The sequence below is a fragment of the Methanobacterium alkalithermotolerans genome, assembly GCF_018141185.1.
Taxonomy (GTDB): Archaea; Methanobacteriota; Methanobacteria; order Methanobacteriales; family Methanobacteriaceae; genus Methanobacterium_F; species Methanobacterium_F alkalithermotolerans.
On sequence record NZ_CP058560.1, the window covers coordinates 318,470 to 343,626 of the forward strand.

The following is a 25,157-nucleotide window of genomic DNA, read 5'->3' on the forward strand; positions in this document are numbered from 1 at the left end:
TCTAAAACAGATCCCTTAAATTAATCTGATAGTCACCCAGTTTACCCTGATAGTTTCCAGCAGAAACTCGAAGTACATCATCCACTTCCAGTACTGCCTTTAACCCTGCTTTCATGGCCATTTCAACTTTATCCATGTCCAGCCCATTTATCACTATCTCCGGGACGTAATTAACATCATCAGGAACTAAGGATTCTTCTTTAAGGCGTGGTTTTAGTGAAGGGCAATAGGGATGGTTGGTGGTGGGCCCAATCCATGGGTAATTGGTTTCCACTTTAGAAGCTGCTGAACAAATATCAAAGGGAGTTATAACTCCTTCTATTTCTCTTATGGCTTCCAGGGCTTTATTTCCTGCTTCCATAACTCCTTTTTTAGTGCGGCACATATACCAGAAATTAGCACCCATAACTGCCGACTGATAACCCAGCTGTTTTTCAATTTTAAAGTCCGGCAGGGCAATAGGAACCACAATCATCTCCCTACCATATATATTTTCTTCCCATTCATAGCCATCTCCACAGTGCCCCACCTGTTTCATCATACCCAGATAACCTTCCGGATGAGGGGTGGCATTATAAAGAGAGGTGAATGGTTTAACCAGGATGTCCTGTCTTATTCGGTAGGATAATTCCACTTCAAATTTTTCCAGATCATCCAATCCAAAGTAAAACTGGACGATAGCACCAGGGCGGTTATCAGGGGTTTGGGATGCATCTAAAAATCTTTCCACCCCTCCTTCCACCCTTCCAATAACTGCCCCTGGCGTTGAAGTAGCATCAAAGGCTGCTTTTTTAACTATCTCTTCATCCTCTGCAGTTATAATGGCCCTTACACATTTTCCCGTGAAGGCCTCTGCAAAGGTATTCTCTATTCTTTCATCATATGGCACTAACCCAGACCCCCTATAGCTTCTCCTCTAACCTTTTTCCGGTACTCCCTGCTCATTTTTATCAAATCCTGCTGATTATCACCACTAATAAGTTCCAGCAGGGGCAGGTCTTTATTTTTAAATACGGTTTCAAATTCTTCTAAAAGAGGTATACTAACCCTGAAATTAGCCAGAGCCCTTTGAGGATTAGCAGCATAAGCATCCACAAATTGAAATACATATTCCGCACTGAACTTATAATATAAATCAACTAAAAGGGAAGTTACAATAGAGTGGGGTGATATTACTGCGATATTTGCTTCCCGGATAGCATATTCATTACCATTAAAGGCTACCGCCAGTGAATCATTTTCCCGGGCAAAGCGTAGTGGTTCCACATCAGTTATACTATCCCCAACATACATAAAATCTAAAGTTTGGTTCTTTTTTAGAATATCCTGAACTGCTAATTTTTTACCTTCTCCTCCCACGGTTATAACTGCATCTATCAGCTTTCCACTTTCCATAGAGGGGAGTTTCTTAAAAAAGATTTCATCCATGGACTTAAAATCTGCACCATTAACAATATCTTCTTTAAATTGTTTTAGAGATTCTATTTCATTCTGGATGTTTATTTTTTCCAGATCCAGGGTGGTGGAGTAAGTATTTTCATAGGAAAAATCTGTTACCTGGCACAGGGCATTTATATATTGCTGGTAGCTGGTGCTAACAATATAGGAGGGCAGCATGGATTTAACCAGTTGAAGTGTACTGCCAGCTCCAGGTAGCAAAGAAACATTTTCTTTAGAAAAATCAATAATTTTTTGATTGGTGGCCCCATATGCCTTTAAAAATGGGGCAATGAGTTTTAAGGTATCTCCGGCATGATAATCTTTTCTTTTTATTTCTTCTACCAGAAAATCATCGTACTGACTAACCCTGGTGAAAAATTCTTCTCCTTGAGGTATGAAGTGTCCTGATAGTTCAAAAGCATTATCATTAAGGGATAGGGGACCCTCACAATCACTTATAAATAATTTGTTAACCAAAGTGGTTTCCTCCCTGATATAACCCTGATTGGGATTAAATCTTAATTTATGTTTTCATTTCCATTTCAATAGCTTTTACCGGGCATATTGTTTCACATTCCCCGCAAACAATACATTTCTGACGATTAACCTGCAGATCATCCTGTTTAAGGCTTAAGGCATCTACCGGACACTTATTAACACAAACTCCGCAGGATTGGCATAGATCATTATCCACCTTTACTTCTCCCTGTTTCATACCCTGGATGGTTCTTCTTCTAAATAAAATCCTGTTTTCATCAGTGGCAAAGTATTCTTCTTTAAGATCCACCGCATCCATTGGACAGATTTCCACGCATTTTCCACACTTAACACATTCTTCTCCAATGTGAATAGGAGAGGGCATTTCCAGTTGGATGCACCTTACTGGACAGGGTTCTATACAGGAACCACACCCGATGCAGTTTTCATCCACCACTTTTATGATACGTTCCGGGGAGGTGAACTCCAGGATATCCTTAACATCCCCTATTTCCAGGTCATTATCCACCAGGCCCTGGATCTTATCATGTAATATGTCAGTTACATCCTCTATGAATTCACCTTCTTTATGCCGGTAACTGATATCCCGGGCCAGCCTATTTAAGACTTCGTCAATTTTTCCAGCATCATGGGATAGTTTCTGGGAATCTTTTTCTAAGAGTTCTGAAACTATTTCCATGGTTTTTATTTTACTGAAATTTTCATAGGCCCTTTTCCGGGAGGAGTATTTAATAGCTGCAGAAGGACAAACTTCCATACATTCCTCACACCGGGCACAGTAAGAAGGATCGATAAAGGGAAGTTTACTCATTTTCCCTACATTAATGGCTCCCCGGGAAGGACATACCCTGGTACAGGTCATACACCCGATGCAGTCTTTTTGATTAACCACAATGGCCTTACCTCCCACCACCGATCGGGGTAAGATTTCACCATATTTAATAGCATCAGTGGGGCATACCCGGGAACAGTACCCGCAGCGGACACATTTTTCCTCATCTATTTCACTGTGAGGTTCATGGTTTCCTGAAGAGGTAAAATGAATAGCACCTGTTTTGCAGGCCCCTATACAGGCACCGCACTGTCTGCACAGCTTGGGATTGATATTGGGAACATTTTCCCTGATAGGTTCTGATAAACGAGTCCGCATGGTTATAGCATCATAGGGACAGGCTTCTCTGCATAAAACACAGCCAAAGCATTTTTCATCTATTTCTATCTGATTATCAGGGGGTATTTCATGGACTGCGTCCACAGGACAGGATTTAAGACAGGGACGATCAGGGCAACTTTCGCACTTGCTGTGGTCTATTTCATAATCCACTTCCACTTCCCGCAAGGGCTTGAATGATTTTTTAGTGGTAATTGGGATATTATCATCTCCTAATAATAATTACTTGGACTCCTGTAGAGTTTCCGGGATAGGTTCGGTGATAGGTAAAAGGGAGGGTTTTAAGGTTATCATGATTTTACCATCATCTTCCTGGTCATCCATTAAGAATTTAGCCACAAAGTATCCTGCCACTCCAAAGGGACATGTCTGGTAACAGGTACTGCATCTTAAACATTTATCCGGGTCTCTTTTTACTCCACTATCAGGGGAATAGGTTATAGCTCCTGAAGGACACTCTTTCACACATAAGCGGCACTGGGTACATTTACTCTCATCCCAGGTAATTATTCTAAGTTTCAGCCTATCGGTTACTCTTTCAATTATATCGTGAACCAGTTCTTCATCAGATAGTATTTTTAAGGAATCTTCCATAATAGGTTTAAGAGGTAATTCCATTTTGAAGAGTTTATCTCGAGGTAAATCTCTTATTTCTTCCTCCTTATCTTCCAGGGTCTTTTCCAGTTTACTAACCACCAGGTTGATTATTTCTTTTTGCTCATCCAGGTTAGCGATATGTATGCTTTTAAGGGCGCCTTTAACCGGACAGCTTTCCAGACAATCACCACAGGAAATGCACTTTGCCTGGTCAATTAATATGCGGTTATCTTCTTCTCGAATAGCACCTTCCACACAGCAGGCTTTCATGCATTTTTTACAGCGGATACATAGATAATCGTCAATTACATAGCTTTTTTCCACTGGCAGAATGGTGAATTCTTCCCTTATCAGGTGATTTTCACCACACTCGATGGTTTTAGGTTCAGTGGGGCAAACCTCAGCGCAAAAACCACACCTGATGCAGGCCCTATTATTAATAACCGGATATACCCGACCTACTTCTTCAGTTGTGTCTTTATCACGAACCAGTTTTATGGCAGTGGGTGAAGGACAAGCAGCAGTGCAGGCTCCGCAACCAATACAATATTCTTTAAGTACCACTGGAAAGTCTCTAAAACGGTCTGGTTTTTCAACTATATCGTGTTCAGATTTTGCACCAGTGAACTTCTCGGCCCAGGATTTCTGAGCAAATTCATACAAGTACCATATTACAGAAGACATAAGACACCTTCATCATTTTTCATTAACTAAATTAGTTTTAAGGTTCATGTTGTGTATTCCCTGGTAAGAAGTTTCTCCTTTCTTTTCATCCAGAATAACCACTCTTTCAGTACAGGCAATGCAGGGATCAGAGGTAGCATAGGTAGCCACCGCATCAGCTACAGTGGCCACATCCTTTAGCATGTACTTAGCACAGGCATCAATATTCATGATACTGGGAGTCCGGATGGATATCTCTTTTATGAGATTTCCATTGGTTTCAATCATGTAGGTAACCTCTCCCCGGGGAGCCTCATTTCTCCATTCGCCGTAGCCGGCCCCGAAATCAATCTTGCTACGTATATCCCCTGGTGGTATATTGTCTATTACCTGTTTTATCAGGTCCAGGGAGACCCTTAATTCATCGAAACGATTCATGGTCCGGGCAAAATTATCCCCTTCCTTTCGATAGATTACCTTAAAGTCAAAATTATCCTTATAGGTATGGTGATCTTCCCGGAGATCATGTTTTAAACCAGAAGCCCGACCTATAGGTCCCACTGCCCGGGCTTTAATAGCCTCATCATAGGTCATTTTACCCACATCCCGGGAACGCAGGCCCATGAGGGGTCCGTGTTCAAACATTTCCACGTATTTATCGTATTCTGATTCCAGTTTAGTGACTATTTCCCTGATTTTCTGGAGGTGGGATTCCTTGGCATCCATACGTACTCCCCCAACCACATTCCAGCCCATGTTAACCCGGTTTCCAGTTAATAATTCTATAGCATCCATTACCGGTTCCCGGAGGGCCAGCATGTACATAAACAGGGTTTCATGTTCCAGAGCCTTGAAATAGGTGGAATTAGCTAAAAGATGGCTTTGTGTACGGTCCAGTTCATTGGTTAGTACCCGCAGGTACTGGGCTCGTAGTGGTGCCTGCTGGCCTGCTATTTTTTCAAAAGTCTCAGCAAAGGTCTGGGTGTGGATATAGGAACATATCCCGCACACTCTCTCTGCCAGGAAAATAGATTTTTGCCAGGTTTGACCCTGCATTATCCTTTCTATTCCCCGGTGAACATATCCATAATCAATTTCAGCACTTAAAACCTTCTCACCCTGAGTTTTAAGTTTCAATCGCAATGGTTCTTTTAGTCCAGGGTGTATAGGTCCAATTGGAAGAATCATTTATTTTGCCTCCCTTTAAGGGCTATGGCACCAGGTGCCACACTCAATATAGCTTCCAGTATCTCAGAAGGTCGGGGTGGGCATCCTGATATTTCAGCATCCACCGGTATAAAATCAGATACAGGAGCAGATACACTTCCTCCTTCCTGATTAAAAACATCTCCAGTTAAAGGACAGTTACCAATAGCCACCACCACTTTAGGTTCCGGGGCCTTGGTATATATCCGTCTTAAGTTTTCTAACCACTGGTCGGTTACCGCTCCTGTTACCAGGATTACATCCGCCTCCCGGGGGTTATTATGTACGTATATACCGTACTGTTCCAGGTCATAACGTGGTGATAAAAGGGCCACTACTTCAATATCGCAGCCATTGCATCCTCCCGTATTAACCAGACATACGTGAATTGAACTCTTTCTTACAATATCTTTAAGAGTATTTAACATTTCTTTACCTCTTAGTTGCCTCAAGATAGATGTTTAAAAAATAATTTATTTTAGTTTCCGGGGGCAACATTTTAGATCTGATCCCCCAGTAATATTTCTAAAAGTTGTTTTTTGCCATCCTCCAGGGCTTGATTATAAGGTGTACCATCTAATACTTCCTTACTTATTTTAGTGGTGATTTTTTCTGAATCATCACCAGATACAATCTCCATAACATCAGATAAATAGCAAAGTCTTAAATCAGCATGAATCCTTTCTTTTAAGCACCGAGGGCGTGCTGATTCGAAACGAGGGTGCAAAGCCTCCAGACTGGACATGTCCAGGTTCTTAATGAGAATCTGTTCCATTTCCTCTTTTTTGATACCTAATTCATCAGCTAGAGGTAGTACTATGTCTTCTCTCCAGCGAAAACTGGTAACTATTCTAATTTTCATTAATTCCAGAAGTGATTCATTATTATCCATTTAATCACCAGAAAGCTAGATATTCATCGTATATTGTTTACATTAATTATTATTAACTTATATAATCGTCAGAGCCAGCCATACTGCAGCTGAAATTAAAATACCAAAAATGGTTTCATAACGGCCGTATCCGGGCCTCATCCCCAGGACAAGTGCTACCATGAAAAGACCCAGGCTTATGGATACAAAAGATGGTAAGAAAAACAGGAGGGCACTATTTAATACCAGAAACCATCCTGCAATTGAAATTATTAAAGCCACTGGATCAATTTTTTTTATTACAAAGGGCTGGTTATATTTTTTATAGCTTAATAAAAGCCCCAGCACTGATCCCAGTACAAAGGAAATGATGTATATTAAATATGTTATTTCATCCACTATTATCACCATTATGCTTTTTCATATTTTCAGCATGTCTCATAAATATCATGCAGGTTGATAGAGTACCACCAGGGCCACTGCCAGGAAGATAAGGGTTATCAGGAAAACAGCTTTTTCCAGTTTTTCTGAGAGGTGTACGGCCTTATCTTTATTTTGTTGTAGTAAGAATATGGTGAATATTAGTCCCACCAGGGTTACCGGTATTACCACCATCCATTGCAGGAAGGCCACCAGTCCACTGGCAATCATAATCCCCAGAGCAACCAGAGCCATCAAGAATACTAAATCTTTTTCCTGTGCCATCTTTAAGATTCTCCTTTTATATGAATATTAAATTTTATTTTCATTTCTTATCTCACATCACCATCATCAGGACCAGGGATCCCACAATTCCAATAAAAGCAAAGGTGATTTGCGCCATTATAGAATGGTTAGGATTAAGTAAGGGGGTGATGGAGTTTATAAACGCAATCAAAACACTGATAGCCACCATACCTACCAGATAACCTAAAATGCCCAGCGGTCCTATGAAAACAGTTAAAAATACCCAGAGTAGCATGTACCATGCTATGGACTCGGATATCATCAGATAACCTCTTAGTACTCCAAAATGCTCAGTTTCATATCCAGATACAATGTCTTTTCCTTTAGTTATGGCAAAAGGGGAGTAAGGAGATTTGGATAAAATCAGCACAAAGAACATCAGTGCCGCCAGGGGAATGGTGAAGATTAATGGTCCATTAACTGCCTGGTAATTGATTATATCACTGATTACCATGGTCTGGGTTTGCAGATAGATAATAACCAGTACTGCAAATAGAGGAACCTCTGCTGCTGCAGAAAAAACTGCCCGGACACAGCTCAGTTTCCCATAGGGTGATCCTGAGGATGAACCGGCATTATGCTCCACGATTTTTTGAAGGGCGTATATTCCAAAGAACAATAAAAGAGAGCCTTCTATTACCGGCCCTACAATCACCGCTGATACCCATATGGCACAGAGCATACTGGCTATGGCTATATAAAAGGGCATGGCCGCAGTATAAGGAAATGATGATTCCTTTATAAAAAATTTAAGGGTGTGCAGTAAGTGCTGTATTATGGGAGGTCCCGGTCTACTCTGTATTCTGGCCATTACCTTCCTCTGGAGTCCAAATAATAGGCTCCCAATTAAAAAGGCAATGAGAACATTTAACAGTATATTTGCCATTAGATTCATTTAATCACCGGTTTTATGAATGAGAGATTGTTTAATATCCAATAAATGGTTCGTTCCTTCTCTCATCTTCCTCCTCTTTTTTAACCTGGGCCATCAAAATAAGGCCCAGGGATAATATAAATGTGGGAATCAACACTATGGATATGGCATAAACTATCCAGTCGGCTGGATTAAATACCAGGGCATAGATGATCCCTGATATGGATAATAAAAATATTGCATAGCTGGACACTTTTAGAGTTGTCATTTTTTCACCTTAATACCAGTCCTGATTATTTTTCTATTCTTATCATGATTATTAGAGATTTCCTAAGGTATCCATTCTTTTATATTAAAATGGTTTATTTATGATTAAAAGTATCTCTATTGCCCTTACAATCACCAGAAGAGAACTCAAGTGAATTATAAGTATAAAGGGGGATCCAGGGGTTCTAAACATCTCTGCTTTAGTGGCATAAAATGGGGCGATTCCCGTCTCACCGGCAATACCCAGTAGGAGTAACACCGAAGCAAAAAACATCATAGGGGTGGTAAAACTTAGTTGAGCAATTTCAAGTATACTCAGGGTTCCGGTACTGGCCAGTATAATCGCTGCACCACCAAATAAAGGTAAAGAGGCAATCATAGCAATCAGACCATACTGGAAGGCTGCGTTTAGTACATCGATTTGTTTAACCGCAGATACTATACCGATGTTAACAATACCAATGAGGGCCACCAACAGGGTGAAGTTGAATACATCCCCGGTAATCATGGCCCCGGCGGTGGCCAGTCCACATACCACTGCCAGAAATCTTCTGATTTTAAATTCTTTTAATCCAACTTTCACTTCATTATCATTTAGTGATCCGAATTCTGCTTCCACCTGGGTTTCCGTTCGGCTAATAGCAATTAAAGTGGTGAATATGAGGGCACCTGCAAACATGAACAGGTTGAAGGGAGTAAGGTAGAGTACTATATCTCCTAATGGTATCTGACCTAAAAGTTGCCCGCCTAAAGTTGCAATATCCATTTTTCTACTCCTGGTTTATTTTAATTAGTATAATCATTGATTTTCAAATTCTATTTAATTCAGTTTCTTTTAAATTCTTCCCGGCCCAGAACTCCTATAAGGCCCATTTTTGATGCTACTTTGAGTAATATTCCAAAGGAAGACATAAGTAATCCTAATAACCATATTTCAGGGGCTACAAATAGTATTAAAAATCCAGCCAGCCAGATACACCAGGCCACCCCGGAAATTCCACTAACACCCTCCCATAATTGGAAAGGTAGTCCCCTGGATTTTCTAGCCAGAGCATAGAACAGAATACCTACACCAGCCACTGCACCACCGGTAAATCCTGTTAAAAATATTCCATAAACTATCAGTACCAGTGATAAGAAATTAGGTGCTGTTTTAAGAATTTCCATATCCATTTTAATGGGCATGGGCATGAATGAAACTTTTTTACCGGTTTTTCTCATTTCCCGGCTCATTAATATCTCTGATATGGCCATTATTTCCGCCAGTTCCACCACCAGGCCCGGTAAGATTAAAGCTTCCGCCAGATCGGTTCCCACCGCGGCTACAATTATGAGCATGGCCACCCCTACTATATCAGTGAGGATGAGTGCATGTACATCCTTTTTCTGGAAGGATATTCCTAAAAGGGCTATAAATCCCACAATCAGGGCCACATAAAGGGCAGGTAGGAATAGAGAAACGGTGATAGTCGGTACAACTTCCGGGACAATCATTCTTCTTCCCTCCTCATGGTGAAATTAAGGGCCACCCAGGATGCTATTACAAAGGCCATCATTAATATGGTGGATTCGAGTACCGTGTCAAATCCCCGGGTATAATAAAGAATTTCATCAATTAATCCTCCAGGGGAGGAATAAATGGAAGTACCATAATAAATGGTGCTATTTTTAACAGAAATTGCAATTGGGGTTAAATAAGATGTGATTTTACCCAGGTTTGGTTCGTTCTCAGGATACTGAGATTTCACAATTCCTGGTTCTTTGAGTACTTCTCCCCCTCGATCATATGGGGCTAAGGGATTGCCCTGGTTTATCTGTTCCTGGGGAACCGGTCGGGGATATAGTTGATTATCATTAAGGGCCATGGGTATTAAAAACCCGGTTAATAATATAAAACCCAGTATAATGGAGAATAGCCGGGGTATTCGTTTCGGGTTGGCCAGTGAATTCCATAGTCTGCCCAGTTTCATACTTCAGCCCCCATTTCTTCTAAACGGACCACTGCACGAAGCAGAATCAGGGTTATAATTACTGTAGCGGCAATGAATGTTAGTAAGGCCAGTACATGGTTGTAGGATAAAAATATTAATGAAACCCCCACTGCAGGAATTTCAGTATTCAATATTCGGACAATGGGATCCTTTACACCAGGACCAATCACCGTTCCAATGGTGCCTAAAATTACCAGGGCACAACCAGTATAAAACCAAATTTGCATTTCAAGCACTGGAATCTTCCTCCTGGGCTTTTTTTCCTCTAATTTCATTTATCTTTATAATGGCCATCAATAATATTACTGTGGCAATGGGGTCGAAAATCGCTGCAACCAGGGCCACGTCCAGGTACCTGGCAGCAACTATTGTGCTGATAAATCCTCCCTGCAGTAAAGCGAACATGATAACTTTGTCCAGGGGTTTAGGGAGTAAAATTATCCCGGCCGCCCCAATGAACATCACCGCAGCGGATATAGTTGTTAAATTAATGAAATCCAGGGGATTCATGTTTTTTCACCGATTTTTAATTAATTTTTATTATCATCATTTATCATCAATCATCCAGAAGTATTTCTTCTTTAACCCTACTTAAGGAATAGGCAATGGCATTGGAGGTTATAGTAGAAGATACAAAGAAGGTTATGGCAATTATGGCTCCAAAGGGTGTTCTGATATACAGAGCCATGAGGGCAGATATGCCAAAACTCATGGCATTGAGATAAAGTAGTCTCTCCGACCGGTCCTGAGCGATTAGTGCCCTTAAGGCCATTAAAACTACTATAATGCCTACTATCTCTATTAACATAACATCGTCCTCGTTTTAATAAAGGTTTATTAAAGTAATAAGTATAAATTTAAGCTAATTTAGAGTATCTTCCCATTTTTTGAGCTATTTTACCCAGTAAACGTGATGCTGATTGATGATGGAGTCCCTGTATAGTTACAATGGCAATTACCATTCCCACCACAAACATTTCCGGGGTTAAGCCCACCAGAGATCCAGCCAGTATGATAAAAGTTATACTTAAAGCACCAATGGTTCCCGCATACCCTGGATCAGCACATAAACGGTTTCCTACAAATACCAGTAAGGCGGCAATAAAACCTCCCTGAGGTATACCAATAAGGAAACAACAAATAGCACCTAAAAGGGTTCCGGCAGAGGCATCAGGTGAGCAAACGATATTTCCCTGGAAGAATCCTCCTGAAAGATCGCCTCCTCTTTTTTTAACATCTCTACCTATAAATTCTGCCCCCTTAACTCCCGGGGATTCAGGAAGCCCCATCCAGGTATCAATAACCACAAAATTTATCCAGGATATTATAGCAGCCAGGGCTACTCCTAATAATTCATTCATATGATTCCTCCATATCAAATTTGGGGAAAACATCTTCTAAAAGATATCGGGAAAAAAATGCACTAAATACACCCACTATAACGGCCACATCCCATCCATTATAAAACCCGGTGACATTTAGCTGTAAGAATATTGCTAATAATCCCAGGGCAATAACCGAGGTAGGGAATACTGCACTGATTGTCCATGAATCTCTCATTGGTCCCTCAGGCAATAGTGGAAGTTTCAATAGTAAGGCAACAACCAGTGCCGATACCAAAGTTATTAAATAGCTTATCAATGTATCAACTCATTAACATGAATAATCATGATAAAAAGATATTACTCCAAGATATATAAATGTTTTTAAAATTATATTTACTTAAATAATTATTAATTATTAAGTTAATTAGGGAGTAATTCTCTAATAAAGATTATTATCAAAATTAATTACCCTAATTTAACCATTATATTATCAAGTCCCAGCATGAATACCAGAAGTTATATCATCCCCGGAAGATAGGGCCATGATAAATTAAAATATACCCTGAGGCTATAATAATATATTATGCTATAATTAACTGGATATATAATATATAACTACAATTTCAGGAAATTATTGAGTGAAATTAATATTCTAATTAAGAGAAAAAAACAATTAATCCCCACTAGAGGCATTATATGGAATCAACTAAAAACCAGGAATATAACTCCCTTCGCCATGATATATACCTTTTAATAGTCAGCCTGATTTGTATCGCTATTTTAAATATTACTTTATTTCAAGAAACTCTTATAGGCATTATTTCGGGATTACTGCTGGTATTTTTCCTCCCGGGATATGCTGCTTCCCACTTATTTTTCTATAAAAAAGAGGATTTAAACCCTTTACACCGGATTATCATCTCACCCTTAATCAGTATATTCCTGGTGGCATTCTGGGGATTGATTATCAATTACACTCCCTTCGGCTCTTTAAGTATTTCTTATGAAATTCTTTCCGTAGTCCTGGTGGTAGTGCTATTAACAGTTAAAATTATCTTAAACTTTAGGATTAAAAGGCAGGAAGTATCCCCTCCTGCCGGGGATGAAACCCAGGAAGATAAAACTAAAAAATTAAGGGAAGCTGCACTTAATGCTGCTAATAGGAAAAAAGATAGCTTACATGCATCTAAAAAATCCCCCTCTCCAAAAAAAGTGGAAATCACCCGTATAAAAGAATCATCCCGGGATCTTTTAATTTTGCTGCTTATCACCCTTAGTGGTGGATTAGTAATTTATTTTATAGGAGATAGCCTGATTAGAATACCCTTTGCACTGGGACTGGCCTTCTTCCTGCCGGGTTATGCCTTATTATCCCTTTTAAAATTATCTTACCGGGAAAAGAAATGGTTTATAAGAATAATCACTGCAGTGGGATTGAGTTTTAGTATCACCCTGATAGGGGGAGCTATTTTAAATTTATTAAATTATGAAATGTCCTCCCAGAACATCCTGCTTATTTTAATGTTTATTTCTTTAATAACAACGTTTTTAGCATATATCCGAAGATATATCCATCATCAGAGACTTTTAAAATCTATTAAACCACCGTCTAAAATTTTCACTCCCACAAAAAGCACCATGCGAATTTATAAGCCAGAATCCCAACTCCCTGCTGAAAAAAAATCACCGGTTTCTAAAAAACTTCAGTCTATGGTAAGAAGCTCCTCACCAAAGGATATTCCTGAAAAAGAGGATGGTGCTTCAGATGCACCTTTAAGTGAAAAGTCATCTTTTAACACATCTTCTGATGAAGTTAATAAATTTAAGGGTTTAGCTTACTTTTTAAAGTCCCCGGGAGGATTGGTAATCCTATTGACTATTCTGGGGGTTTTATTTGCATTTATGCCCTTTAATTTAATATCAGTTAATAATCAGAATCTGCTTCGAATAATTTTCACCATACCCCTGGTGTTGTTTTTGCCCGGATATGCTATTTTAAAAGGAATTTCATCCCCGCAGGAGACTAAGAGAAGTGTTAAAAGAAAAATAGTTATATTTGTCTTTAGTGTGATTTTGAGTATATTACTGGCCCTGGGATTAGGAATGGTACTTGCACCTTTCCTGGAACAGGGCGCAGTATGTATAATATTACTGGCTTTTATTTCTCTATCCGGAGTGGGAATATATTACTTTAGAAAAAGAAGGTTGAGTGTACTTCCCGCTGAAAAAGAAGTCCCTGAAATTGATTCAAATGAAGATGATGACGATGAGGAATTTGCATACTATGATGAAACTGAAGTAGAAGATTTAGAAGAACCAGAACCAGAACCAGAACCAGAACCAGAACCAGAACCTTATAAGGAGACTCCACTAGCAGCTGATGATTCAATTATAGAAACCCTGCCAGAAATATTATTTTCAGATGAGGACAATGAGGAACTGGAAGAAGAGTTAACTCCAGAAGAAATGGAAATGGCCAATAAATTGTTATTAAAATATCAGGGAAAGGATTTAAAACCTATAAAACCCCATAAAAAGGAAAAATTGGAAAAATATCCCGCTGATAAAAAAATGGAGGAAAAACTGATAAAAGCATTTTCGGCATCTATTGAAGATGAAGATAAAAAACCACCGGAAAAATCAGGATTTTTAAGTAAAACCAGCGATCTTTTAATAGTATTTGCTATTACCCTGCTTACCATCTCTAGCATTTTCTTACCCTATTTAAATGATAGTCCTCTGCGAACTATTTTAGGACTATTATTCGTACTATTAATTCCAGGCTATGTTCTGGTAAGTGCCCTTTTCCCTCGAAAAAAGGATTTAGATGGTATTGAAAGACCCGCCCTTAGTTTTGGTTTAAGTCTAGCAGTATCACCCCTTATCGGGCTTTCTCTTAATTACACTCCCTGGGGGATTCGCCTGACCCCTATAGTAATATCTCTCACATTATTTACTCTGATAATAGGATTAGTGGCCATTTTAAGGAGGGTTCGTTTAAGTCCTGAAGAGGTTTTTCAGCCCCAAATTTTAAAGCACTTCCATTCTTTGAAAAATTCTTTCCAAAGTGAATCCCGATTAGATAAAATACTCTCGGTGGTGCTTATTATCAGTCTCCTGGTGGCAGTTTCCATGACAGTTTATATTGTGGTGGCCCCTCAAGAAGGAGAAAAATTCACGGAATTCTATATACTGGGACCAGATGGTAAAGCCAGTGATTACCCCACCAATTTAACTGTCGGGCAAACCGGTGAACTGATTATAGGTGTGGTTAACCGGGAGTATGCCAATGTGACCTATGTCCTGGAGGTTAAACTGGATGGAGTACTTATTAGTGAAAAAACCATAAATCTGGCTAATAATGAAAAGTGGGAAGAAGATTTCAGTTTCGTGGCCAATACTTCTGGAGAAAATCGTAAATTGGAATTCTTGCTATATAAATTACCAGACAGAAGCGAACCTTACCGGAGTTTGCATCTGTGGGTTACCGTTACCGGTGCACAGGTAAATGAGATAGCACCAACAAATATAACTGATTGACCACATAAAACTGGTCTTTTAGTTTAACTATTTTTAATAGAATATTAAACCTCTTAAAAAAAATCCGGGATTCATTTACCGGAATATTAATACCTATTAGATAAAAAAATAATCTTCTTTAGAATTAATAACAGTTTTCCATCATATATAAGGTGAATTAATGAGTACTGTACGTAAATTAGCAAAAAATACTGGATGGTTAATGGCCTCACAGCTTATAACCAATTTCCTGGCATTTTTCTGGACCATTCTGATTGCCCGTTATCTGGGAGTGGATGGTTTTGGTCTTTTATCAGCGGCACTGGCTGCCACTGGAATCCTTGGTATTTTTGCTGATCTGGGGCTGGGTACCTACACCACCCGTGAAGTATCCCGGGACCCGTCACAAGGACCTCGCTTACTGGGTAACATAATCATCATCAAAATAATCCTCTCCACCATCATCATAGGCATTATATTAGTTTCCCTGATGTTACTGGAATACCCCCTACCTGAAGGATGGGTATATGCCCTTATTGGAGGATATGCCATATTATCATCATTTTCCACTCTTTTTTATGGTTTGTATCAGGCCCATGAAAAAATGGAATACCAGGCCATAGGGCTGATAATAAATAGTATCATGCTTTTTATTGGATTTATAGTATCAATCTATCTCCAGCTTAGTGTGGTGGCCTTTGGTGCGGTTTACCTGATTACCAGTTTTATAACCATGTTATACACTCTTCTTATAACCAGGTGGAAATTCGAAGCCCCTGCTTTTGAGGTTAATCTATCCTACTGGAAAAAAACCATTCTATTGGCCCTGCCCTTTGGAGTGACTTCCATATTCACCCTGATCTATTTCTGGATAGATACGGTGATGCTAACTGCCCTGCAGGGAAATGCCGCTACCGGACTATATAATGCTTCCTACAAATTGATAATGGTCTTACTTTCCATCTATCATGTTTACATGATAGCCATATTCCCGGTTATGGCCAAGTATTATAAAAAATCACCCCAGTCCCTTAAATTAACCTACCAGAGATCGGTGAAATATATACTGATTATAATCATACCGGTAGCTATTGGAACCAGTTTTCTGGCCCGGGATATCATATTACTGGCTTATACCAGTGAGTTTCTACCAACAGTGATGGCCTTGCAGATACTAATCTGGGCAGTGGTATTCATGTTTGTTAATGGCCTATCCACCAATCTTTTAGGTTCAGTTGATAAACAGCTAACGGTATCCAAGATTACTGCCATAGGAGCTACCTTTAATATACTGACCAATTTGATTTTTATCCCTTATTTGAGTTTTATAGGGGCCAGTATCACCACAGTAAGTACTGAAATTTTAATGTTCATTCTCTTTGGTTACATTGTTTCCAAAACCGGTTATTCCCTGGGAGAAAAAACCGTGCCTCTTCTATGGAAAATATTGATTCCCAACCTGATTATGGTAGGAGTTCTGGTGTTTGTACCGGTTTCTCTTGTACCTATGGTGATTATCTGTACGGTGGTTTACTTTACCGCTATATTTTTAATAGGTGCGATGGATGAGACGGATATTAACATAATAAAAACCATTTTTAGAAAGTCAGATTGATTCTTTTAAGAATTAAATTAACAAAAAAAAATGTGCAAAAAATTATAAACATTCCTGGTATATTTCATCCAGTTCATCCACTATTTTATCCCAATTAAAAGTACTCATCACTCTTTTCCGGGCGTTTTGGGACATCTTAATCCTTTTATCATTATCATTAACGAGATCCAGTAAGGCTCTTTTTAATTCCAGTTTGTCATAGTTTATAACCACACTGTTATCCGGGTTTAGCCATTCTGAAACCCCACAGGTACGGGTTACCACCACCGGATTAAAAGAAGCCATGGCTTCCACCACCACATTGCCAAAGGATTCTGTTTGGGAGGGTAAAACAAATATATCAGCGTCACAATAAGCTTCATCCTTTTTTTTACCATATAATGGTCCAGTTATAAGAACCCGGTCTTCTATTTTTAGTTGGGATATCATTTCTTCCAGTTTATCCTGGTAATGATCATCAGGCCCGGCGATAACCAGGCGGATAAATGGTTTGTCTTCTATTATTTCACTAATAGATTGAATCAGGATATCCAGGCCCTTGGTGGAATAGAGCCTGCTCAAGTATAGGATAATCATTTCTTCTTTTTTTATACCATACTCCTTTCTAAACTGGCCTTCAGCTGGAAGTACCTTATAAGTATCAAGATCAATGCCATTAGGGAGTAATTCCACTTTATCCATATCCAGAAGGGGGAAGTAATTTTTATACTGCTCCTGTTCCATTTTAGAGGTGGCCAGGATTTTACAGGAGTGATATACAATATCATTGCCAGCTATTTTATCAAAAATCTCTTTTAACTTATTTTTATTTACCTTTGGTGCTGATCCCCGGGGTTGTAAGAGGTAGGGTAGGTGATATTTATGGGCATAGTGATGGGCCACCATTGCTAAGAAAGTACGGTGCTCATGTATGTGGATTATATCAAATTCCTTTATTTTTTTACGGGCCACCAGAGGCAGGTAATAAGGCAGGGTGAAATTTAAAGCTCCGGCCATGTAAAGGGACAGGTTGCGGAAATAATAGGTTTCTATACCCTCCACATCCAGGGGCTTGTTTTTTTCCACATCCAATCGTTTTTTAAAACCATCAGTAGTAAATACCGTAACATGATGTCCCTTTTTAACCTGACGCCGGGCCAGTTCATAAACTGAACGGGGAGGACCACCTGCTTCCCAGGATGGTTTAAAAAAGGGAGTTACATGTAGAATTTTCATATCATTTTCTCCAGGGTATCCTCAAAGCGGTTGGTGATGTCTTCCCAGTCATTGGTTTCCACGAATTTACGGGCCTTATGGCCCTCTTCTTTAATCAGATTATTATCTTTCATTTTTTGAGCCAGAGGTAGTACTTCCCCGGCATGGTCAATGTATTGTAATCCCTGTCCTTCTCCAAATTCCATGCTGATTCCTGGCAGGCGGGTTACAATCACCGGTTTGGCCATGGCCATGTACTCATATATCTTGATAGGAACTATGTCCTGCATGATTTCTTCATCCTGATAGGCCGGGAGAAGGCATATATCCGCAGCAGCCACAAAATCAGGTATGCGATCATAGGGTTGTTTTCCAGTTAATATTAGTTGATCCTGGAGGCTGTACTCTTCCTGGATCCGTAGCAGGTCATCATAGGCATCCCCATCTCCCACCACCACCAGTTTAAGATGGGGATATTTTTCCTTATTCTCCCCCATCTCCCTGGCCAGTTCTTTAATTCCGGCAAAGTGATATATCCAGCCCATGAAAAATAGAACCGTGTCCTCTTTTTTAATATTATACTGTTCTCTTAAAGAGCTTGCATCACGTTCTGGATCAAATTCCATAAGATCAATACCTGCATCAATAACCAGGGTTTTATCTTCATCTGCTCCCAGTTCCACTGCCAGTTCTCTCAGGCGCTGGTTAATGGTGATAATCAGGTCTGATTTTTTAATTGTGCTTTTTTTAAGGGATTTACCCAGTTTCTGGAAGATTTTTTCCGGTATGAGGGCATATAAAACATCAATTAGATAATATATAAACGGTATATTATGTTTTTTAGCAGATTTAGCAGCATAATAAGCATTTAAAAGTCCAAAGGCAATTATCACATCTGGCTGGAATTCTTTAATTTGTCTTTCAATCTCTTTACCATGGTAGTAAGGTATGGATAAATAGTCCAGTACTGGTATTTTGATAATGGACGGTCTTATGACCTGTATATTGGCCTGGGGATTTACCTTGTGCACATGGTGATACACCTTTCGATCCACCAGGAATCCTTCCCTTTTTTTATCTTTCCTTCTCCAGTCAATACCATAATCAATAACCCTTATCTGATGTCCCCTTGCGGATAAACGATCCATTAGATGATGTTGTTGGTGCGGATTGCGCTCTATCCAGTCAGATTCCTGTACAAGCAGTATTTTCATGATGATTACCTGATTTAGTTTTTAATTTAAAAGTAAATATTAAAAAAAAAGTATAAAGGTTTTGAGAATATTAAAACTCGGCACTTCTTTGGATATCTTCCCAGTTATCCACAAACCAGTTATGGGTCTTTTTGAGGCCTTCTTCAAATGATACCTGGGGCTGGTAATCTAACAGTTTCTGGGCCTTTTCTATGGAGGATAATAATTTGGTTTTAGCATCCCAGTTACGGCGGGCCATATAGGCTATGCCTTCCTGGTTACCGGTGAGTTCATTTACCAGATTGGCCATTTCTATGACCTGATGGTCCTGGGCAGATCCCAGGTTTATGGCTTCCCCTATGGCTTCTTTTCTTATTCCCATAGATAATAATCCATTTACAATATCCTCCACATAGGTCCAGTCCCGGGTTTCTGACCCGTCCCCGGTAATAGGTAGAGGCTGGTTGGTCATGGCCCAGTAAAAGAAGTTGGGTATCACATTACGGTATTTACCTGGTACCTCCCCGGGTCCAAATACATTGAAAAAACGGGCATTAACAATGGGTAAGTCGTAAAGATTATGGAAATAATTGGTGTATAATTCCCCTAAAAGTTTAGTTACCTGGTAAGGAGTATGTAGACTGATGGATATATCATGTTCTTCAAAGGGCATCCTGGAATCCAGTCCATATACTCCGCACCCTGATGAAGAGTACACAAAACGTTCCACTCCAATTAACTGGGCGTACTCTAAGACCTTCAGAATGCCTATACCATTAACCATCAAATCCTTTTCCGGGTTATCCACACTGTTCTGGTTGGCAAAGTGCGCTGCTAAGTGGAACACGTAATCCGGGTTTTCCTTAAAAACCCTTTTAAGGGCAGCATCATCCATGATATCGCCCTGAACAAACTCAATATTATCACTATCTGGAATATTCCACTCATAAGCAGAAGAGAGATTATCCAGTATTATCACCCGGGCTTCTAATTCTCCTAAACGGCGAGTGAGATTACTACCCACACATCCTGCTCCACCAGTAACCAGTACTGTTTTATCCTGAAACTCATCAAATTGAACCATATTAAAAAACCTCGATATTCGTTATTTTGTACTTATATTTAAACTGGAAAAGTCTGAATATAGATTAATTAAACATTTATTAAAAATCTTATAGCATGATTTAATTGTTAGAATCCCTGTTACGTATTCCAGGGACTATTTATTATTAGTTAGGTTTTTTTCTTTTTATAAGACTTTCGAAAAAAATAAGAAAAAATTTTATTCCCGGCTCCCGGTGGTAAAAAAATATAATCCATAATTATTATCCTCCCTATTCCAGGAATTTTATCTTCCCTGTCACTATTAATACACAAATCTTATTTATTTAAATCCTGAATAATAATATAATTAATACTGCTTAAGGAAGAGTTTTATGAGGGGAGATGATTTTGTATTACCGCCTTTTTTGCAACAGATTGTTATAATAGCAGTTATTTTTGTGGCTATTATCGGAATGAAGATGACATCTCCTATATTGAGCCTGGTGCTCCTTTCCATCTTCATCAGCATATTATTATACCCCCTATTAAAATGGCTGGAAAAAAGAGGATTATCCTATAATGTAGCTATGTTGATGGTTCTGGTGGGGGTTTTTGCCCTGGGACTGGGGATATTGGCATTTCTGGTAGTTTCCTTATCCCAGTTAATAATGGAAATACCTACTTTTTCTATAAACACCAGTACTTTGTTTGCAGAATATGGTAATCAAATCATCGAATTTATTCTATCCCTGCTGCCCCTGGGCAGTCTCACCGGAATTATAGCAGATGGAACTTTCATACTGTTTGCCGTGATATTCCTGGTTTATGAGCTTCCTCAAATCAAAAAAAGACTCATAAAAGGCTTGGGTGAAGATAATCCTTCTTTAATTAAATCTTTTGCCCTGGTTGGTGATTTCATTAAATATTTCATAATCAGAGCGAAAGTTAATCTTTTTTATGGTGTGGGGGTAGCCACTATTCTGTTTCTATTTGACATTAATTTGGCCCTGTTGTGGGGATTATTAACCTTTATCCTGGGATTTATTCCATATATAGGTATCATCTTAGCCGCCATACCACCAGTATTAGTTGCCTGGAGTAGATATGGGATTGAATCGGCCATTTTAATGGCCATTTTCTTTGTTATACTTAACACCTTTGCGGAGAGTTACCTGTTCCCTAAACTTACTGGAAAAGGTCTTCAATTATCAGTTTATGTGGTTTTCGCCTCATTATTTGTATGGGCCTGGATTTTAGGGCCGGTGGGATTCTTACTGGGTATCCCTCTAACCCTGATTATCATCAAATATCTGGAAAACTATGAAGAAACCCACTGGCTGGCATTGCTGCTTATGAGTGGGGAGGGTGAAAAAAAAGATTGACTAAAAATAATTAGGGATAGTGATAAGTTTCAATTATATGCTTAAATTCTCAAATTAGATTTAAAATATGCTATTAATAATTTTTAAAATATCTAAAAGCTTAAATTATAATAGATAGTTTTCAACAAATTCTTTAGCATTTTTCCGGGTTTTAGGACTTCTACTATTCAATTGTGCTTTAACAAAATCATTTACCTGTTTTTTATCTTTTAAGTGGGGATAAATGTGGGAAAAAACTTGTATAATATCTGCTTTTAAGAGTGCTTTTTGTTTTTCCGGGAAATTAGATTTTTTATCCATATAAAGAAGAATATTTATGATTTTTTCCCTTAACTTTTCCTTATTTTCCAGGATTATGCTGGTGTTTTTAATGCATTTTTGAGCAGTGCTGAATTTTTGATCATGTATATGGCTAAAATAATCTTCAAATAGAGGATAAAATTTATCTTCCCTATCAACCCGGGTTAAATTGGCCAGTAAAAAAAGGGCAAAATCCCTATGATATGAATTTTCATGATTTAAAAGAGATCTAAAATCATCCCAGTACTTATAAAATAAGTGGGGATGTAGTTTAGCTGCCCGGGATATTATATAATAAGAGTGATAGTAAACCATTATTTGGGGGTGATTCAACATTAAATTAACAATCTCATCCCGCAGTTCAGGATCATCCACTATTTTTTTAGCAAATTTATTTATATTTGCGTTTTTACGAGATATTTCTAAGATTAAATCATTTTTGGAATTCATTTTTACCCCAGCGCTAAGTGAAATCTCTCAATTTAAGTCCTCTGATGTCCAGACCATCTATTGATTAAACTTATTTTTTCGAAACATATGGTAAATGGTTATTCCTTCTGCCTGGAATTCTTCAAGGGTTTCATATCCAAATTTTTCATAAAGAATCTGATTTTTCTTATCACCGGTAAATAAATAGATGCCTGTGATTTTTGAATTATTTTCTGCAACTTCATTTACTTTATTTAGGAGCATGGTTCCTATTCCCTGACCCTGATGTTCCGGGCTAACACCTATGGCCTCTAAGGTGTAGTATGGTTTTTTTATAGATGATGGTGGTTTTATGTACTTTGAAATTCTAATTACCCTTTTTAAATTAAGTATGGAAATCATGGGCATTATCAAAGTTAATATGTCCGGGAAATAGGATTTAAGTTTATCTAAGAAGGTTATTCCACCACCCTTTTTTATAACTGCCGCTCCCACTATCTGCTGATCCATTAATGCCCCAAAAAGGAAGTAATCTTTTTTATAAAACTCCTTTATCTTTAATAAATTAAAGCGATAAAGAGTTTCCAGGGCATGGTGTTTATTGAGATTGAAAATGAAGCTGGTTATGGCCTCGGATGTAAATGAAATGGTGACTATTTTTGTTACTTCTTCTTTTAAGGTTTCATCCGCATTTATGATGGTGGGTTTATCCCTGGATTTCAAAATATCTCCTCATTTAGATTAAGTTCCAAAAAAAAAGATCTGCTAAAATAAATAAAGTTTTATAGTTGATTGCGGTTTTGCTGCAGCATGCGGCTCATGGAGTCTAATATAATACCGGTAAACATCATAAAGGTCCCGAATAAGCTGAGCATCACCGCCACCATGGTGGGGCCCATGCTGATACTGGTACCGGTAAGGTAGTCTCTTAAGAATATTAAACTCAGGGAAGCCCCGACAAGTACAATCACTATCCCCGGGATGGTGAAGTAGTAGAGGGGTCTTTTTAGTTCCATGTCCTGCAAGATGTGGAATAATACCCTGGCTCCGTGACTTATAGGGTTCTGGGTGGATCCATCCACATCGTATCGTACCCCGATTTGTACTTCCACTATTTTTAATCCGGCCTGGGAGGCATCCACCAGCATTTCACTTTCTACTCCGAATCCTGACTCTTTAAAACGGAAGTAGGGCAGGCTTTTTTGGGAAAAGGCACGAAATCCACTCTGGGTGTCGGTGATGTCCAGTCCACTGGATAGGTTGGTGGCAGTATCCAGTACTTTTTGACCTACCCGGCGGTAGGCCGGGGTGTTTTCATCTACTCCAGTGATGTAGCGGCTGCCATTTACCACATCAGCTTCTTTTTTTAAGATGGGTTCTGTAAGTAAGGGTATTTCATCCGGATCATGCTGGGCATCAGCATCAATGGTTACAATTATATCATATTCTTTGGCTGCTTCAAAGCCAGACCTTAAAGCCGCCCCTTTTCCTAAATTGGTGGGATGTTTTATAACTTCTGCCCCGGCCAGCTGGGCTACTTCACTGGTTTTATCTGTGGATCCATCATCCACCACTATTATTTTTTGGGCGTGTTGTTTGGCCCGGAGTATAATACTTCCCAGGGCTACTTCTTCATTGTAAGCAGGTAATATCACTGCGATTTTTTTCATAGTTAGTCCTCGATGCGGTAGTACCATTTCATCCAGTCTACAGTTTTTTGTATTCCTTCTTTTGGTGGGACCTGGGGGTCATGTTTTAAATCACGTATAGCCTTGGAAAAGTCCATGGTCTTAACCTTGGTGGTGAAATCCTCCGCTTCATGATAAGTAACCAGACTATCATCTACTCCCACCGCCTCTAAAACCATATCCGAATACTCCCGAATATCATGCTCCCACTCGGTTTTACTACCCACATTATAAGCTTCACCTGGAATAAAATTATCCACAATATTAGCAAAAGTTCGAGCCGTATCCCCTACATAATCAATAATCCTCTTATGACCTTCATATACCTCATAAGGTAAACCCATCAAAGCACGATAAATAAAAATCGGAATAAAACCTTTATAAGGCGAATAAGCTTCATGAGGACCATAACAATTAACCGGCCGCACCCGTACTGTTTCAGTTCCAAACATGGTGGCCGAATTCATACACATTAGCTCCCCGGCCCACTTGGTAATAGCATAATCATTCATCTGATAAGTATCACGGATAGGATTATCCACCATCACATCCTCACTCATAACCCCAGTATAATCACCATACACTTCCGCCGAAGAAAAAAAGATCATCTTAAAACCCAGTTTTTCCTGCAAACGAATCATATGCTTGGTACCCTTAACATTAGTATCCCACAAATTCTCATAATAAGCCTCACCATTCCACCGACCATACTCCGCCGCTAAATGATAAACATAATCAAAAGCAGGATTATCATCAAAAACCCGCTCCAACTGCCGGTAATTCTTAACATCAGCCCGCACATAATCATCCAGCTCATGATGCAACAAATCCAGAGCCAAAACCTCATGACCCCTGCTCCTTAACTCACCAACCAGATTAGTCCCAATAAAACCAGACCCTCCAGTAACTAAAATTCTCTTGGTTTCCATGATAATTATCTCCTGTGTGATTAATTCTATAAAAATATAAGATTAATTAATAAAGTTTTATCCTTAATATAAATTAAAGGAATATTTTATTCCCCTTAAAAACATATTTTTAGATTATCCTTTGGTATTAAAATATATTTACCATCTATTTATTTCGTTTTCAAATTCCTTGAGACGGTAAAAATCGTGCTCAGGATAATAAATGAATATTAACCAGCCCCCATATAAAAACTGT

Annotated in this window: 29 protein-coding genes; 3 read left to right on the top strand and 26 right to left on the bottom strand. The window is 39.0% G+C overall.

Features of this window, described 5'->3' with window-relative positions; translation table 11 throughout:
- Position 1: 1 nt before the first annotated feature.
- The 19 genes from HYG87_RS01530 to ehaA all read right to left on the bottom strand — a co-directional run bounded on the left by HYG87_RS01530 (position 2) and on the right by ehaA (position 11,945).
- Positions 2-889 carry a formylmethanofuran--tetrahydromethanopterin N-formyltransferase gene (locus HYG87_RS01530; RefSeq protein WP_211533481.1) on the bottom strand — a complete coding sequence of 296 codons (888 nt, stop codon included), beginning with the start codon at positions 887-889 and terminating at the stop codon, positions 2-4.
- Positions 889-1,917 (bottom strand): hypothetical protein, encoded by a 1,029-nt coding sequence (locus HYG87_RS01535; RefSeq protein WP_211533482.1) that lies wholly within the window; start codon positions 1,915-1,917, stop codon positions 889-891. The genes HYG87_RS01530 and HYG87_RS01535 overlap by 1 nt, the downstream gene beginning before the upstream one ends.
- 46 nt (positions 1,918-1,963) lie before the next feature.
- On the bottom strand, positions 1,964-3,277 hold the full coding sequence (locus tag HYG87_RS01540) for a 4Fe-4S binding protein (protein ID WP_249164868.1): 1,314 nt from the start codon (positions 3,275-3,277) through the stop codon (positions 1,964-1,966).
- A gap of 54 nt (positions 3,278-3,331) precedes the next feature.
- Positions 3,332-4,390 (bottom strand): 4Fe-4S binding protein, encoded by a 1,059-nt coding sequence (locus tag HYG87_RS01545; RefSeq protein ID WP_211533483.1) that lies wholly within the window; start codon positions 4,388-4,390, stop codon positions 3,332-3,334.
- Positions 4,391-4,402: 12 nt separating this feature from the next.
- Positions 4,403-5,557, bottom strand: a complete 1,155-nt coding sequence (locus tag HYG87_RS01550; protein ID WP_211533484.1) for a hydrogenase large subunit — start codon at positions 5,555-5,557, stop codon at positions 4,403-4,405.
- Entirely contained in the window at positions 5,554-6,003 is a 450-nt protein-coding gene (locus HYG87_RS01555) for an NADH-quinone oxidoreductase subunit B family protein (RefSeq protein ID WP_211533485.1), read from the bottom strand. Before HYG87_RS01555 ends, HYG87_RS01550 begins: the two co-directional genes overlap by 4 nt.
- A gap of 71 nt (positions 6,004-6,074) precedes the next feature.
- Entirely contained in the window at positions 6,075-6,467 is a 393-nt protein-coding gene (locus tag HYG87_RS01560; RefSeq protein ID WP_211533486.1) for a DUF1959 family protein, read from the bottom strand.
- A gap of 57 nt (positions 6,468-6,524) precedes the next feature.
- Complete coding sequence (locus HYG87_RS01565; RefSeq protein ID WP_211533487.1) at positions 6,525-6,845, bottom strand: energy-converting hydrogenase subunit EhaL family protein; 321 nt, start codon at positions 6,843-6,845, stop codon at positions 6,525-6,527.
- A 48-nt stretch (positions 6,846-6,893) separates the two neighbouring features.
- Positions 6,894-7,151, bottom strand: a complete 258-nt coding sequence (locus HYG87_RS01570) for a hydrogenase (RefSeq protein WP_211533488.1) — start codon at positions 7,149-7,151, stop codon at positions 6,894-6,896.
- A 52-nt stretch (positions 7,152-7,203) separates the two neighbouring features.
- Complete coding sequence (locus HYG87_RS01575) at positions 7,204-8,067, bottom strand: respiratory chain complex I subunit 1 family protein (RefSeq protein ID WP_211533489.1); 864 nt, start codon at positions 8,065-8,067, stop codon at positions 7,204-7,206.
- Positions 8,068-8,098: 31 nt separating this feature from the next.
- Positions 8,099-8,314 (bottom strand): DUF788 domain-containing protein, encoded by a 216-nt coding sequence (locus tag HYG87_RS01580; protein WP_211533490.1) that lies wholly within the window; start codon positions 8,312-8,314, stop codon positions 8,099-8,101.
- A gap of 84 nt (positions 8,315-8,398) precedes the next feature.
- Positions 8,399-9,079 carry a proton-conducting transporter transmembrane domain-containing protein gene (locus tag HYG87_RS01585; RefSeq protein ID WP_211533491.1) on the bottom strand — a complete coding sequence of 227 codons (681 nt, stop codon included), beginning with the start codon at positions 9,077-9,079 and terminating at the stop codon, positions 8,399-8,401.
- 59 nt (positions 9,080-9,138) lie between these two features.
- Positions 9,139-9,807, bottom strand: coding sequence for an EhaG family protein (locus HYG87_RS01590; protein ID WP_211533492.1), 669 nt, complete (start codon positions 9,805-9,807; stop codon positions 9,139-9,141).
- Positions 9,804-10,283, bottom strand: a complete 480-nt coding sequence (locus tag HYG87_RS01595) for an EhaF family protein (protein ID WP_211533493.1) — start codon at positions 10,281-10,283, stop codon at positions 9,804-9,806. The genes HYG87_RS01590 and HYG87_RS01595 overlap by 4 nt, the downstream gene beginning before the upstream one ends.
- Complete coding sequence (locus tag HYG87_RS01600) at positions 10,280-10,540, bottom strand: EhaE family protein (protein ID WP_211533494.1); 261 nt, start codon at positions 10,538-10,540, stop codon at positions 10,280-10,282. The genes HYG87_RS01595 and HYG87_RS01600 overlap by 4 nt, the downstream gene beginning before the upstream one ends.
- Positions 10,533-10,805 carry a DUF2108 domain-containing protein gene (locus HYG87_RS01605; protein ID WP_394357458.1) on the bottom strand — a complete coding sequence of 91 codons (273 nt, stop codon included), beginning with the start codon at positions 10,803-10,805 and terminating at the stop codon, positions 10,533-10,535. Before HYG87_RS01605 ends, HYG87_RS01600 begins: the two co-directional genes overlap by 8 nt.
- A gap of 55 nt (positions 10,806-10,860) precedes the next feature.
- Positions 10,861-11,112: a DUF2109 domain-containing protein gene (locus HYG87_RS01610; RefSeq protein ID WP_211533496.1), complete on the bottom strand. Its 252-nt coding sequence runs from the start codon at positions 11,110-11,112 to the stop codon at positions 10,861-10,863.
- Positions 11,113-11,161: 49 nt separating this feature from the next.
- Positions 11,162-11,665, bottom strand: a complete 504-nt coding sequence (locus tag HYG87_RS01615; protein WP_211533497.1) for a hypothetical protein — start codon at positions 11,663-11,665, stop codon at positions 11,162-11,164.
- On the bottom strand, positions 11,658-11,945 hold the full coding sequence (gene ehaA, locus HYG87_RS01620; RefSeq protein ID WP_211533498.1) for an energy-converting NiFe hydrogenase A subunit EhaA: 288 nt from the start codon (positions 11,943-11,945) through the stop codon (positions 11,658-11,660). Before ehaA ends, HYG87_RS01615 begins: the two co-directional genes overlap by 8 nt.
- A gap of 380 nt (positions 11,946-12,325) precedes the next feature.
- Between ehaA and HYG87_RS01625 the strand changes: the two genes are divergently transcribed.
- Together HYG87_RS01625 and HYG87_RS01630 are read left to right on the top strand one after the other, a co-directional pair.
- Complete coding sequence (locus tag HYG87_RS01625; protein WP_211533499.1) at positions 12,326-15,169, top strand: DUF1616 domain-containing protein; 2,844 nt, start codon at positions 12,326-12,328, stop codon at positions 15,167-15,169.
- Between the two features lie 160 nt (positions 15,170-15,329).
- On the top strand, positions 15,330-16,763 hold the full coding sequence (locus HYG87_RS01630) for a flippase (RefSeq protein WP_211533500.1): 1,434 nt from the start codon (positions 15,330-15,332) through the stop codon (positions 16,761-16,763).
- Between the two features lie 42 nt (positions 16,764-16,805).
- Here the strand turns inward: HYG87_RS01630 and HYG87_RS01635 are convergent, their stop codons facing one another.
- The 3 genes from HYG87_RS01635 to HYG87_RS01645 form a co-directional block, all read right to left on the bottom strand.
- Positions 16,806-17,978, bottom strand: coding sequence for a glycosyltransferase (locus HYG87_RS01635; protein ID WP_211533501.1), 1,173 nt, complete (start codon positions 17,976-17,978; stop codon positions 16,806-16,808).
- Entirely contained in the window at positions 17,975-19,171 is a 1,197-nt protein-coding gene (locus tag HYG87_RS01640; RefSeq protein WP_211533502.1) for a glycosyltransferase family 4 protein, read from the bottom strand. The genes HYG87_RS01635 and HYG87_RS01640 overlap by 4 nt, the downstream gene beginning before the upstream one ends.
- A 70-nt stretch (positions 19,172-19,241) precedes the next feature.
- Positions 19,242-20,234 (bottom strand): NAD-dependent epimerase/dehydratase family protein, encoded by a 993-nt coding sequence (locus HYG87_RS01645; RefSeq protein ID WP_211533503.1) that lies wholly within the window; start codon positions 20,232-20,234, stop codon positions 19,242-19,244.
- Positions 20,235-20,586: 352 nt separating this feature from the next.
- Between HYG87_RS01645 and HYG87_RS01650 the strand changes: the two genes are divergently transcribed.
- A complete protein-coding gene (locus HYG87_RS01650) occupies positions 20,587-21,576 on the top strand; it encodes an AI-2E family transporter (protein ID WP_211533504.1) in 990 nt (329 codons plus the stop codon).
- A 105-nt stretch (positions 21,577-21,681) separates the two neighbouring features.
- Here HYG87_RS01650 and HYG87_RS01655 read toward each other — a convergent pair whose 3' ends face one another.
- From HYG87_RS01655 to HYG87_RS01670, 4 genes are read right to left on the bottom strand one after another with little or no spacing between them, the layout of a single operon-like run.
- Positions 21,682-22,326, bottom strand: a complete 645-nt coding sequence (locus tag HYG87_RS01655) for a hypothetical protein (protein ID WP_211533505.1) — start codon at positions 22,324-22,326, stop codon at positions 21,682-21,684.
- A gap of 57 nt (positions 22,327-22,383) precedes the next feature.
- The gene (locus HYG87_RS01660; protein ID WP_211533506.1) at positions 22,384-23,028 is read right to left on the bottom strand and encodes a GNAT family N-acetyltransferase; all 645 of its coding nucleotides are present in this window, start codon (positions 23,026-23,028) and stop codon (positions 22,384-22,386) included.
- A 59-nt stretch (positions 23,029-23,087) separates the two neighbouring features.
- Complete coding sequence (locus HYG87_RS01665; protein ID WP_211533507.1) at positions 23,088-23,975, bottom strand: glycosyltransferase family 2 protein; 888 nt, start codon at positions 23,973-23,975, stop codon at positions 23,088-23,090.
- Between the two features lie 2 nt (positions 23,976-23,977).
- Positions 23,978-24,922 (bottom strand): NAD-dependent epimerase/dehydratase family protein, encoded by a 945-nt coding sequence (locus HYG87_RS01670; protein ID WP_211533508.1) that lies wholly within the window; start codon positions 24,920-24,922, stop codon positions 23,978-23,980.
- Positions 24,923-25,157 lie beyond the last annotated feature (235 nt).